The organism is Acinetobacter sp. ANC_7635, from assembly GCF_056779945.1.
Window position 1 is genome coordinate 77,370 of record NZ_JBWYIS010000011.1, and the last position, 13,553, is coordinate 90,922.

The 13,553-nt window shown below is 39.0% G+C and carries 10 protein-coding genes; 3 read left to right on the forward strand and 7 right to left on the reverse strand.

Annotated features, from left to right (window positions below; translation table 11 throughout):
• Positions 1 to 25: 25 nt before the first annotated feature.
• Positions 26 to 1,321, forward strand: a complete 1,296-nt coding sequence (locus tag AC1M89_RS11895) for a solute carrier family 23 protein (RefSeq protein WP_481596480.1) — start codon at positions 26 to 28, stop codon at positions 1,319 to 1,321.
• Positions 1,322 to 1,377: 56 nt separating this feature from the next.
• Here AC1M89_RS11895 and AC1M89_RS11900 read toward each other — a convergent pair whose 3' ends face one another.
• The 4 genes from AC1M89_RS11900 to ilvD form a co-directional block, all read right to left on the reverse strand.
• Positions 1,378 to 3,081 (reverse strand): putative bifunctional diguanylate cyclase/phosphodiesterase, encoded by a 1,704-nt coding sequence (locus AC1M89_RS11900; RefSeq protein ID WP_092768001.1) that lies wholly within the window; start codon positions 3,079 to 3,081, stop codon positions 1,378 to 1,380.
• Positions 3,082 to 3,251: 170 nt separating this feature from the next.
• Positions 3,252 to 3,539: a chorismate mutase gene (locus tag AC1M89_RS11905; protein ID WP_035270424.1), complete on the reverse strand. Its 288-nt coding sequence runs from the start codon at positions 3,537 to 3,539 to the stop codon at positions 3,252 to 3,254.
• Positions 3,532 to 4,854, reverse strand: a complete 1,323-nt coding sequence (locus AC1M89_RS11910) for a hypothetical protein (RefSeq protein WP_180028931.1) — start codon at positions 4,852 to 4,854, stop codon at positions 3,532 to 3,534. Before AC1M89_RS11910 ends, AC1M89_RS11905 begins: the two co-directional genes overlap by 8 nt.
• Positions 4,855 to 5,112: 258 nt before the next feature.
• Complete coding sequence (gene ilvD, locus AC1M89_RS11915; protein ID WP_081403313.1) at positions 5,113 to 6,942, reverse strand: dihydroxy-acid dehydratase; 1,830 nt, start codon at positions 6,940 to 6,942, stop codon at positions 5,113 to 5,115.
• Positions 6,943 to 7,323: 381 nt separating this feature from the next.
• Here ilvD and fmt point away from each other — a divergent pair, with 381 nt between their 5' ends.
• A complete protein-coding gene (gene fmt, locus AC1M89_RS11920) occupies positions 7,324 to 8,286 on the forward strand; it encodes a methionyl-tRNA formyltransferase (RefSeq protein ID WP_481587758.1) in 963 nt (320 codons plus the stop codon).
• Positions 8,283 to 9,578 carry a 16S rRNA (cytosine(967)-C(5))-methyltransferase RsmB gene (gene rsmB, locus AC1M89_RS11925; RefSeq protein WP_481587759.1) on the forward strand — a complete coding sequence of 432 codons (1,296 nt, stop codon included), beginning with the start codon at positions 8,283 to 8,285 and terminating at the stop codon, positions 9,576 to 9,578. The genes fmt and rsmB overlap by 4 nt, the downstream gene beginning before the upstream one ends.
• Before the next feature lie 93 nt (positions 9,579 to 9,671).
• On the opposite strand, the gene AC1M89_RS11930 is transcribed toward rsmB, so the two are convergent.
• The 3 genes from AC1M89_RS11930 to AC1M89_RS11940 all read right to left on the reverse strand — a co-directional run bounded on the left by AC1M89_RS11930 (position 9,672) and on the right by AC1M89_RS11940 (position 13,091).
• Positions 9,672 to 9,782, reverse strand: a complete 111-nt coding sequence (locus tag AC1M89_RS11930) for a methionine/alanine import family NSS transporter small subunit (protein ID WP_081403317.1) — start codon at positions 9,780 to 9,782, stop codon at positions 9,672 to 9,674.
• Between the two features lies 1 nt (position 9,783).
• Entirely contained in the window at positions 9,784 to 11,268 is a 1,485-nt protein-coding gene (locus tag AC1M89_RS11935; protein ID WP_481587760.1) for a sodium-dependent transporter, read from the reverse strand.
• Between the two features lie 371 nt (positions 11,269 to 11,639).
• Complete coding sequence (locus tag AC1M89_RS11940) at positions 11,640 to 13,091, reverse strand: aldehyde dehydrogenase family protein (protein ID WP_481587761.1); 1,452 nt, start codon at positions 13,089 to 13,091, stop codon at positions 11,640 to 11,642.
• Positions 13,092 to 13,553: the final 462 nt, after the last annotated feature.

Here is a 13,553-nt window from a genome sequence, read left to right on the forward strand (position 1 = left end):
AATTTAACTATTGAGTGCTCACTTTATGACCAGTTGGTTTCCTAAATGGCGTCCCTTCACGGATGATATTGATACGCGTCCTGTTGGCACGACCGAATATTTACCTCCTGCGCAAAGTGTAGTTCTTGGCATTCAACATGCTTTTGCCATGTTTGGTGCGACAGTTTTAGCACCATTATTAATGGGTTTTGATCCTAATCTTGCCATATTAATGTCAGGTATTTGTACCCTGTTATTTTTCCTCATCACTGGCGGTCGAGTGCCCAGTTATTTAGGCTCAAGCTTTGCTTTTATTGGTGTAGTCATCGCGGCAACGGGCTATACCGGTGCTGGATCAAATGCGAATATTGCATTAGCTGCTGGGGGAATTATTGCCTGTGGTGTACTTTATGCCTTAATTGGTTTTCTGGTGATGGCAACAGGTACTCGATGGATTGAAAAGCTCATGCCTCCTGTAGTAACAGGTTCTGTGGTCATGATCATCGGTCTGCATCTTGCACCGGTAACGGTAAAAAGTGTCGCGGGTAATCCATTTAATATGTGGATGGCATTGATTACTGTCATGTGTATGGCTTCAATTGCAGTATTCACCAAAGGGATGCTACAACGCCTACTTTTACTTGTGGGTTTGGTGCTGTCTTATATCGTATACTTTGTTATTACGAATATCATGGGTTACGGTACTCCAATTAACTTCACGCCGATTACACAAGCTGCATGGTTTGGTCTGCCTAACTTTCATGCTCCTGAGTTCAGTACGAACGCGATGCTCATCATTGCTCCTGTAGCTTTAATTTTAGTGGCTGAAAACTTAGGTCACATCAAAGCAGTCTCTGCCATGACTGGTGAAAATCTAGACCCACATATTGGTAAAGCGTTTGTAGCCGATGGTGTTGCAACATCATTAGCCGGTGGTGTAGGTGCTCCAGGCATGACCACTTATGGGGAAAATATTGGCGTGATGGCTGTGACACGTGTCTATTCCACGATTATTTTCGCCATCGCAGGTGTATTCGCAATTTTCCTTGGCTTATCACCAAAATTTGGTGCAATTATTCAAACCATTCCAACTGCGATTCTTGCAGGTGCATCAATTGTGGTGTTTGGTTTAATTACCATAGCTGGTGCTAAAATTTGGATCGAACATCGTGTCGATTTCTCTAAAAATAAAAACCTCATGATTGCTGCGATCACGCTGATCTTAGGTACTGGTGACTTTGCGCTTCAATTTGGTAGCTTCAATTTAGGTGGTATTGGAACGGCTACCTTTGCTGCATTATTCCTGAATTGGTTCTTTAGCTTAGGTGGAAAGTCTAACTAAAAATCTATCGCATATAAAAAAAGAGAGCTCAATGCTCTCTTTTTTAATTTTTTATTCTAATTAAGTATTTTAAGATTTTTTTCAATCGGTTGAGGTCGACCAAAATAATAGCCTTGAAACGTATTACAGCCATTTTCTTTCAGAACTTGGAACTGCTCTTCAGTTTCTACACCCTCTGCCACCACATTCAGGTCGAGAATCTGTGCTAAATCAATAATCGTTTTCACAATAGCAATATCGCGTGGATTACCGACAATATTTTCTACAAATGAACGATCAATTTTGAGTTGATCCAGTGGAAGCATTTTGAGGTAATTCAATGAAGAATATCCTGTTCCAAAATCATCCATAGAGAATCTTAATCCACGCTCGATGAGCTTTTTCATTTTCTCAATTGAGTTATGCATATCGGTATAGAACATACTTTCAGTGAGTTCTAAACGTAATAATGTTGGATCAATTCCTGCTTCATCAATAATCCGAAGCACATTTTTATCAAAGTCAGTCTTACGGAATTGTTCGACACTAATATTGACTGAAATCGTCCAGTTTGAAGATTCTGGGTATTGGCTCCAATCTTTTAACTGTTGGCATGCTAATACTAATACACGATTACCAACATCATGTATGAGATCAGTTTTCTCTACTTCTTCAATAAATCGACCTGGTAAAATCAAACCGTGTTCAGGATGACTCCAACGTAGCAAAGCCTCATACCCAATCACTTCCTCTTCGCGATTTACTAAAATCTGATAATAAAGTTGGAACTCATCTCGTAATAAAGCTAATCTTAAATCATTTAATAAAGCAGCTTTAGCAATAACACTTTGTTCCATTTCAGGATCAAAAACACATATGCAGTTTTTACCATTTTCTTTAGCTTGATACAGCGCCATGTCGGCGTACTTAAGCAACTCATTTTTTGGCAATTTTGAATTACGGAAAATAAAAATTCCGATACTAGAGCTAGTATGAATTTTATTATCCTTTAATACGAAAGGCTCATTTAATGCAGCACGAACTTTATCAGCGATTTGCATCACTGCTTGATTAGCAATCGTTTCATCTGGATCTAAATCTGAAAGAATAATTAAAAATTCGTCTCCACCAAGACGGACAATTGCATTCTGCTGTGCCACACACTCCATAAGGCGCACCGAGACCATTTTGAGTAGGTCATCTCCACGATCGTGTCCTAACGTGTCATTAATATTTTTGAAGTTATCCAAATCCAACATCATGAGTGCACTATGTGTACCATTTTGTTTACATGATTCAATCACCTCCAACATGCGTTCTTGCATAAAACGGCGGTTAGGCAATCCCGTTAATTCATCATGTAATGCCATATAACGTGCATGGTCTTCGGAATTTTTTAGCTGTGTGATATCAGTTCGAATGGAGATATAGTTTTGTAAAACGCCATTATTATCTTTAAGCGGCACAATCGTGGTTTCAACCCAATATAAAGAACCATTTTTAGCTCGGTTACAAATTTCGCCTTTCCAAATTTCTCCACTCGAAATGGCTTTCCACATATATTTAAAAAAACTTCTCGGGTGATAGCCTGAATTAATAATTTTATGTGTTGATCCGACCAGTTCTTCATAAGAATACTGTGAGATATTACAAAACTTCTCATTGACATGAGTAATGACGCCACGTGCATCTGTTATGGCTACAATTGAATGTGCATCAATGGCTACTTTATAGTTTTCAAGATCCTTGACTATTTTTTCTAATTGTAACTGGGTATCCATAGCGCCTTCGACCGTCAGTCTAAAAAGTGATGTATCCAAATGTTAACTTAATATTATTTTTTGTAACACTAAGCTTTGTTGAACCAGTTCACAAATCGGCTATATATTTTGTAAATTTCAATGAATAAAAGAGGAAACTAAGTTCCTCATTCTTATTAGAATTCCGACTATTATGGTCGTATTTCTTTTAACTCTCTTTGAATAAAGTGTTGAATCATCTCTCGATATATTTTTTCCATCAGTAATGGATCCACACCATTCTTTGTAGCCAATTCACGTATTTTTTCAATCACTATTTCAACACGTTCAGGTGACTGTACATCTTGGATAGTTCTTTTAAATCGCACTGCCTGATCTACGTAATATTGGCGTAAACCAATTAATTCTGTTATGGCTTGATCAATTGAATCTATTTGTGCTCGAGCTTGCTGAAGGGTTTCGCATTTTTCTTTATTGATTTTCAATTGATTCGGTATCCCTGTGTTCAGATTCATTTTCACTTTTGTACTTTTGTTCTAACACATTACTGAAAATACTTTCAATCATCCATACACGATATAAGCTATTAAACACATAACTCTTTCCATCGATACGAAGCTCAAGCACTGGTAAATCAGGTTGTGATTTCATCTCACAGAGTAATTGATTTTCTTCTAACTTTTGACTGATCGACTCTTCAGTGAGCGTCGTGATATTCAAGCTCTGTTTTAAGGCTTGAATATGAGGTCGATACGATAGATCTTTACCTTTACTCCAAACAGCCTGCAAGATTTCATACATTGCATCAAGACGTTGATCCTCAGGCACACTGTAAAACAATCGTGCTATTTCATATGTCGCCTGCTGAGTCGGTCGGCAAAACGGCGTAAATTTTACTTCTGTTCGTTTAGATAAACGCGTTGCCAAACTCCAATCAAATAAATCTCGTCCCTGATATTGCAATGGATAAACGGTAAGTTGGATATCGTAATAATCGGCAAGTTCCTCTTTAATATAAGCTAATAATAACCAAGAGATCGGATCTTCTAATGCAATATAGAGGTCTAACTCAGGATTCATCGCCTGAATCTCAGATAATTCTTCAGCATCATTCATTAGGTGTTCCCGCCACTCAATATGATTGATGAGAAAAATAGGATTACCGGTCAAGAGTCTTTGTTGTTTTAAACGGCGGGTCAATCTTAATAAATCATCTACCGCATGATACCGACGATTACCGAGCTCAAAAAAACTTGCTAAAACTGGCGTGTGATCAAAAGTTCGCTCAGCGATTTGTTGTTCTTTTCGATGTCGACTGGCCATGACATACAAAGTACGTAATTTTCCATACTGCTGTTGCCACAACATATGGAAGACATCTTCCAATAAATAGAGAAAATTTTCACCTGTTAATGGGGTATTTCGTAAAATCGTTTCTGCCTGTTGAATCGCTTCAGCACTTGGTATTTCAGGCTTTTCATTATCGAATCCGAAACGATGCTGGTACGCTAAAATTTGGGCATCACGTAGACTGTAATCTTGCCACTCTTCAGGACTCATATCATTTGGAGCTTCAGCAGCAGTATCTGAGATAACAATTTTTAAAGGCTTAATTTCATCTTTTAAAATGTCATTTAATTGTGCCAATTGCTGGACTGCAAGATAACTATACACATCATCTAAACGAAGATAGATCGTTAAACCCTGCTCAGTTGACAAGACCTCTTGACGATTTGGTTTCTGATAAAACCAACTCGATCGTAGCGGATCAAACCAACGGCGTAACAATGACATGAGATGTGCCTCAGATGATTTTACTGGTAAATTATGTGCTCAAAGTATCGAATTCATCGCTTTTTTTAAAACTAAAAAAGTTTGAACGCGAGCAAAACTTATATCAAGACAAAGAGAATTGATCAATATTTATGACCTTTCTATCAAATATTGTCATTAATGTAATTGACGCTTTCAGATGAAATTCAAACTTTTAGTGATTAAAAAAGCATCCCAAAGGATGCTTTTTAATCATGATTGATCTAGTTTATAAGCAGATTAGATATCACGTACCGCACCTTTTGCAGCACTTGTTGCATGCATTGCATACGCTTTCAGTGCTTTAGATACTTTACGTGGACGCTCTTTCGCAGGCTTCCAACCTTTAGCTTCTTGTACTTCACGGCGCGCAGCCAATACATCATCAGCAACTGCTAAGTGAATCGTACGGTTTGGAATATCAATTTCGATACGGTCGCCATCTTCAACTAAAGCAATTGCACCGCCTTCAGCCGCTTCTGGAGACACGTGACCAATTGAAAGACCTGATGAACCACCCGAGAAACGACCATCAGTCACAAGCGCACAGTCTTTACCTAAGCCTTTTGATTTTAAGTAGCTTGTTGGATACAGCATTTCTTGCATACCCGGACCACCTTGTGGACCTTCGTAACGAATCAGAACCACGTCACCTGCTACGATTTTGCCGCCTAAGATTGCTTCTACTGCATCATCTTGGCTTTCAAATACGCGTGCTGTACCGTTGAATTTCAGAATCGAGTCATCTACACCAGCCGTTTTTACGATACAACCATCAAGTGCGATGTTACCGTAAAGGACTGCTAAACCGCCGTCTTTAGAGAAAGCATGTTCTGCATTACGAATCACGCCATTTTCACGGTCGCCATCAAGACGTGTGTAGTAACGGTCTTGTGAGAATGCTGTTTGTGTTGGTACACCGCCCGGTGCTGATTTATAGAAGTTATATACCTCTTCATTTTCAGTACGAATAATGTCCCACTTATCTAAAGCGTCTTTTAATGTTTTTTCGTGTACGGTTGGTACAGAAGTATCTAACAAACCTGCACGGTCTAGTTCGCCAAGGATCGACATGATACCGCCTGCACGGTGGACATCTTCCATGTGAACATTTTTAACCGCAGGTGCAACTTTACACAGTACAGGCACTTTACGTGATAAACGATCGATATCATCCATTGTAAAATCAACTTCTGCTTCATGCGCAGCCGCTAATAAGTGAAGTACTGTATTGGTAGAACCACCCATCGCGATATCTAAAGTCATGGCATTTTCATAAGCAGCTTTAGGGGCAATGTTGCGTGGTAATACGCTGTAATCATTTTGTTCGTAATGGCGTTTTGTGATTTCAACAATCAACTGACCCGCACGCTCAAATAGTTTTTTACGGTTGGCATGCGTTGCAAGTGTTGAACCATTACCCGGTAATGATAAACCTAATGCTTCTGTCAAACAGTTCATTGAGTTTGCAGTAAACATCCCTGAACATGAACCGCAAGTCGGGCATGCAGAACGTTCGTATGCTTTTACTTCTTCATCTGTGTAGTTGTCATCTGCAGCAACAATCATGGCATCCACAAGGTCAATTGCTTGTTCACCACCACGAATTTGGACTTTACCAGCTTCCATTGGACCGCCTGAAACAAACACAACAGGAATGTTTAAGCGCATTGCTGCCATCAACATTCCCGGTGTGATTTTGTCGCAGTTCGAGATACAAACCATTGCATCTGCACAGTGTGCATTGACCATGTATTCAACTGAGTCAGCAATCAAGTCACGCGATGGTAATGAATACAACATTCCGTCGTGACCCATTGCAATACCGTCGTCTACTGCGATTGTATTAAATTCTTTAGCTACACCACCCGCTTGTTCAATCTGACGTGCAACAAGCTGACCTAAGTCTTTAAGATGCACATGACCCGGTACGAATTGTGTGAATGAGTTGACTACTGCAATAATTGGTTTGCCAAAATCTTCGTCTTTCATTCCAGTTGCACGCCATAAGCCACGTGCACCCGCCATATTTCTTCCGTGTGTTGATGTTTTCGAACGATAGTCAGGCATTTTTATTTCCAACTTAAGCTGAGCTCGATGAATATGTATTCAATCTGGCTAAATGATACTGAAATATAAGGCTAAATCAGTTGAACCTTACTTCTATTATGACAGCTTTCTGATTAACAGTTAACCATTGCTTGCAATTGTTCGTATAGGTCTGATTTGCCCTCAACGATCTAAATCGATGTAAGAGATGTGATCTACTATAAACCCTTATCTGAAATCGTAATACAAAACTTTCATGAATCTTTTTTTAAAAATACATAAATTTTATTAATCACACCTTAAGCACAAAATGCACATGAAAACGTTTCAAATTACGACCTTATTTGGGCGAAAATCGCTTTTGGCATATAATGTTCTTTATATTGTTTTGGAAGTGTCTGAGTGAAAATCATCTTTGCGGGAACCCCTGAATTTGCAGCGAGTGCATTAGCAGCTTTGCTAAAGACTTCTCATGAAATTGTTGCTGTGTATACGCAGCCAGACCGTAAAGCAGGACGTGGACAAAAACTAACAGCGTCAGCGGTAAAGCAATTGGCGCTTGAGCACAATATTCCTGTTTACCAACCTTTACATTTTAAATCGTCGACTGAGGAAGGTTTGGCTGCTCAAGCTGAACTCAAGTCTTTCAATGCTGATGTGATGGTGGTCGCAGCATACGGTTTAATCTTGCCTCAAGTCGTTTTAGATACACCTAAATACGGCTGCTTGAATATTCATGGTTCCTTATTGCCTCGCTGGCGAGGTGCAGCCCCTATTCAACGTGCTATCGCGACAGGTGATACTGAAACAGGTATTACGATCATGAAAATGGCAGCTGGTCTAGACACTGGTGACATGATGTTTAAAACGATGTGTCCTATTACGGCTGAAGATACTTCCGCAACCTTACATGATAAACTGGCTCAACAAGGGGCTGAAGCCACTCTCGCTGTTTTAGAAAGTGAAGACACTTTAAAGCATTATTTAGATACACGTGAAGTTCAAGATGAATCACTTACAGTGTATGCTCATAAACTGTCGAAGGCTGAAGCTCAAATTAACTGGGCAAATGATGCTGTGACGATTGATCGTAATATCCGTGCTTTCAATCCTTGGCCCGTAGCTTTCACACCTATTGATGAATCCAACAATTTACGCATTTGGAATTCGAAACTTTCTCCACTCACTCCATCAACTCAACAAATCGGTGAAATCATCGCTGTCGATCAGGATGGTGTTCACGTTGTGTGTGGTGATCATCAAGTGATTTGCCTCACTCAACTTCAGTGGCCAGGCGGTAAAGCGCTCAATGCTGCACAAATTCTACAAAGTCAAAAATTGCAGCCAGGACAGATCTTCGCATGAGCCAACAATCTTCTCATTTAAATTTACGCGGACATGTGATTAAAACATTACTGGCCGTTCAGAATGGGCAATCCCTCACCTCTGTTCTTTCCCAACATCTTTCATTGGTTGGTGAGCGTGATCGGGCCTTATTTCATGAATTGACTTTAGGCACTTTACGCCAATGGCATGCACTTAAAGCAATTACTCTCCCTCTTCTGACTAAACCGCTCAACAATGAAACCGTTGAAAGCTGCCTATATTTAGGTTTATATCAACTGCTTTGCACGCGTATTCCAGCACATGCGGCTATCTCAGAAACGGTAACAGCCACCAAACAACTTGGTTTTGAAGCTTTAAGTGGCGTCGTGAATGCGATTCTACGTCGTGTTTCACGTGAAACTGAAGAATTCGGCGAAGCATTAGACCAAGCCCATGGTTTACCTAGTTGGCTATTTAAACGCTTGAAAAAAGATTGGCCAGAGCATCTTCAAATGCTTTCAGCTGAGCTTAAACTGGCTGCGCCTTTGACACTACGTGTAAATGAACGACAAGTAAGCCGTGAGGAATATTTAGATATTCTTGATGAAGAAGGGATTGATGCTCATCCATGTGAATGGTCCGATGTAGGCATTATCTTAGATCAATCCGTGCATATTCCTCACCTCCCTGGCTTTGAAGAAGGTGGTTTTTCTGTTCAGGATGAACATGCTCAACTTTGCGCGACCTTGTTGCCGAATCTTGATGATAAGATCGTAATTGATGCATGTGCGGCTCCAGGTGGAAAAACAGCACATATTTTAGAGTGTTATCGTCCTAAAAAGCTGTATGCGATCGATCACGACACAAAGCGTTTAAGCCGCGTAAGTGAAAACTTAGAGCGTCTTGCACTTAATCAGTATGCTCCAGTGGAAATACTCACTGCTGATGCTACGGTATGGTCTGCACCTGAACAGGCTGACTGTATTATTCTTGATGCGCCGTGTTCTGCTATTGGAGTTGTACGACGTCATCCAGATATTCGTTTACTTCGCCAATCTACCGATATTCAACAAACGGTTGAACTTCAAAAACAAATTCTGAATCACATGTGGCTACAACTCAAAGTTGGCGGATCAATGCTTTATATTACCTGCTCGATTTTGAAAGCTGAAAATGAACACCAAATGATTGATTTCTTCAACACGCATGCAGATGCTCAAGAAATCAAATTAAATGTAAATTGGGGAATTGAACAAATCCACGGCCGTCAGTTATTGCCACAACAAGGTCATGGTGATGGATTCTATTATTGTTTAATTCAAAAGATTTAATGCTATTTTTTAAGATAGTTTATTTCTAATTTACCGACATATAAAAAAGCCATGACTCGTGTCATGGCTTTTTTAATATTGATCTGAAGTAGTTTAATCTTCAAGCTCATCTGGGTTTTTTGCCAAATGAATCATGGCTAAAATAAGACCACCCCATAACAGCACTGTTGAGATAATAAGCATCATTAAAGCAGAAGTATTCATCTTATTTCTCCTCAGGTCCATTGTCTTTTAGACGACTAAAAACAACCGCACAGAATACAAAGATTGCAACTACACCGCCACCAATTGGCAATAGAATCTCAATTGGATAACCGCCATAACCTTCAGTAAATATTGACTTCAAGGTCATCAATAGCGCAGCTAACAATGAGATTGGCGTAACTACAGTCAACATGAAGTTCCAACCAGCACCTAGCTTAATACTAGCATATTGATTTACATGCTCTTGAAGTTGCTTTAACAACGGTCGACGGAACCATGACACCAATACGATTGATAATAAGCCACCCGCGACAATACCAATATTATTGGCAAAGTAATCGATAATATCGACAAACGTAATCGCGCTGTGAGTTGAGAACAATAAAGTTGAAACAATTGCTGAACCACCTGCAATAATTGTCACAGCCTTCTTACGAGACCATCCTAACTTGTCTTGGAAACCTGCGATTGGAACTTGAAGAATACTGACCATGGATGTAATCCCTGCAACTGTTAAAGATGCAAAGAACAAGAAGCCAAATAAGTCTCCGCCAGCCCCCATGCTTGAAATGATTTTAGGGAAAGCGATAAAAGCTAAACCAATACCACCAGATACAACATCGTCAACTGAAGCACCCGCACTGTAGGCCATGAAACCTAATGCTGCAAATACCCCAATACCAGCTAAAATTTCAAAAGATGAATTTGCAAGAGCAACGACTAGTCCAGAACCAGTTAAATTCGTTTTTTTCTTCAAATACGAAGCGTAGGTCAACATAATCCCGAAACCAACGGATAACGAGAAAAAGATATGGCCAAATGCAGCTAACCACACTTTATAGTTGCCCATTGCTTCCCAGTTTGGTGTAAAGAATGCATTTAAACCTTGGACAGCACCTGGTAAACGAATAGCTTGAATCACGAGAATCGTAAATAAAACCACCAATAATGGCATAAAGATCTTATTCGACAATTCCACGCCTTTCTTCACCCCACCATACAGGATGAACATAACGATCGCCCAAACGACAACCAAACCTATAAATAAGGTCGGAACAAATCCAAATGCTAAGCCTTCGCCATTCTGAAGATAGGTGGTGAAAAAGAATTTTTCTGTATCACTTCCCCACTGTTGACCAAATGAGTAGAACATATAACTACCCGCCCATGACAATACACTGGCATAGTAAATACCAATAATTAATGTCACAGCGACTTGCCACCAACCCAATGATTCACCATTCATCAACTTCTTGTAAGCTGTAGGTGGGGCCTTACGGTATTTATGTCCAACTGCATAATCTAAAAATAAAAGTGGAAGACCGGCAGCAAAAATTGCAACCAGATAAGGGATTAAAAATGCCCCGCCACCATTTTCATATGCGACATAGGGAAAACGCCAAATATTGCCTAAACCTACTGCAGAACCAATAGCTGCAATAATAAAACCTGATCTGGCGCTCCAATTTTCACGTGAAGCTGTCATATAGTACCTAATCCGTAAATGGGTACACGCTTACTGCTATTGTTGATGTTATCTCGCAAGTAATTGCATACCATTAAAATTTTGTTGTTTGAATCAGAAACGGCCTTTTGAGCATTTTTTTCGAATTACAAACCACCCCTTATTTAATATTCTTGGTTAAAGAAAGATGAAATAAAGGATGTTTAATGAATCAACAATAGCGCTTTTAATCAGATTTTTCTGTAATTAATTCAGGAAAAAACTGTGTTTCATCATTTTTTTATTCTTATTGATTAATTTTTAACTCAATATGTTTATTTTTAAATCACAGCGTTAATCTAAACTAAATAATTTAAAAGGAGCGTTATGCTCCTTTTAACATAAATAATAATTTATCCTTGTTTAATCACAAGCAATCGCTCTTCTTGCATATCTCGAATTGCTGATTGAATCCCTTCTCGACCTAGACCTGAATCTTTAACACCACCATAAGGCATGTTATCCACACGGAATGATGGAATATCATTAATGATGACACCACCTACATGTAAATGATTCCACGCATACATCATTTTATTCAGACTTTGTGTATAAACGCCAGCTTGCAGACCAAATCGACTTTGATTAATTGTAGCAATGCCTTTTTCAAAATCTTTATACTTCTCTAGAATAGCTACTGGCCCAAAAGCTTCATCTTTATAAATTTCTAAAGACGTATCAACATTTTCTAGCAATATTGGATCAAATAAAGCCCCTTTTACCTGACCTTCGACTAAAACTTTGGCGCCTTTCTTTACCGCTTTATCGACCCATTTTTTAAGCCTTTTAGCTTCTCCCTCCTTGATCATAGGGCCACATAAGGTCAAGTCTGAATTTGGATCGCTCGCTTTGATTTTTTTAATTTTGGAAATTAATTTCTTCTTTAAATCAGTATAAATATTTTCATGGACTAAAATTCTTTGGACACTAATACAAACTTGACCTGCATGGTTATAAGCTCCCCCAATAAGACGATCAATTAACACATCAGATATTTCAGTATCAGGTTCAATTAAAACAGCAGCATTTCCACCAAGCTCTAAGGTGACTTTTTTTCGACCAGCACGTGCTTTCATATCCCAACCGACTTCATCCGATCCAGTAAAACTGAGTAATTTGAATCGGTCATCGGTTACCAAGATATCTGCCTGTTCGCGAGGACAAGGTAAAACTGAAAATGCACCTTGAGGTAAATCAGTTTCAGCCAACACTTCTGCAATTTTTAGAGCAGAAACTGGTGTAAGTGACGCAGGTTTCAGTACGAAAGGACACCCTGCTGCAATTGCAGGTGCAATTTTATGAGCAGTTAAATTAAGTGGAAAATTAAAAGGACTAATTAATGATATAGCACCAATCGGAACATGTTTAATCATACCTGTGTAACCCTGTGCAGCAGCTGTTACAGCCAATGGCATTAAACGCCCATCGTCCATTTGTGTAACAGCATCAGCAGCGATTTGAAAGGTATTTATAAGACGCTCAACTTCAGCCTGAGCTGCTTTTAATGGCTTTCCACCCTCTGCAATCAAAATTGCAGTTAATTCCTCTCTCATTTCGCTAAAGCGTTTGACACAATGTAATAAAATCTTTTGCTTTTGAAATGGTTCTAATTTTGCCATCGCCTGTTCTGCATCAATTGCAGATTGGATTGCTTTTTCTAAAGTATTTGCATCTGCTAAGGCTACTCGGGCAAATATTTTTTGGCTAAATTTATCTTTTACTTCAAGCCATTGACCTGTTTGGGATGCTTTAGAGGCAACATAAAGAGAATAATCACACTCAATTTTTTTTTCTGAATTGGTCATCACGTATCCTTAAATATATTCGGATTTAAAACTTTTAAATTCACTATATCATGACCTCTCAAGCAACTTCTGTTCATGAGTAATTAAGTAATATATTTTTCACTCTTACTTTTTATTATGTAAATGCCTCTATTGCATCTCGCATGCATTTTAGTCACTCATTATTTAAAGCATTAAAAGACAACCACGACCAATTGATTAGGCGATCATTTTTCTATGTACACAGGTGTACCAATAGAAATTAATCATACTTTATGAATTTGAGCATCAGATGGATAAGAGAGGTTGCTATAACTGTTCAAGACATAAAATTTATCGTCTATATGATTATTTATTTCAATTTTTTCACATAAAAAAACACCCCCTTCGAATGAAGGGGGTGTTTAGAATAATGAGCTGGCGATGACTTACTCTCACATGGGTAACCCCACACTACCATCAGCGCTAAGAGGTTTCACTTCT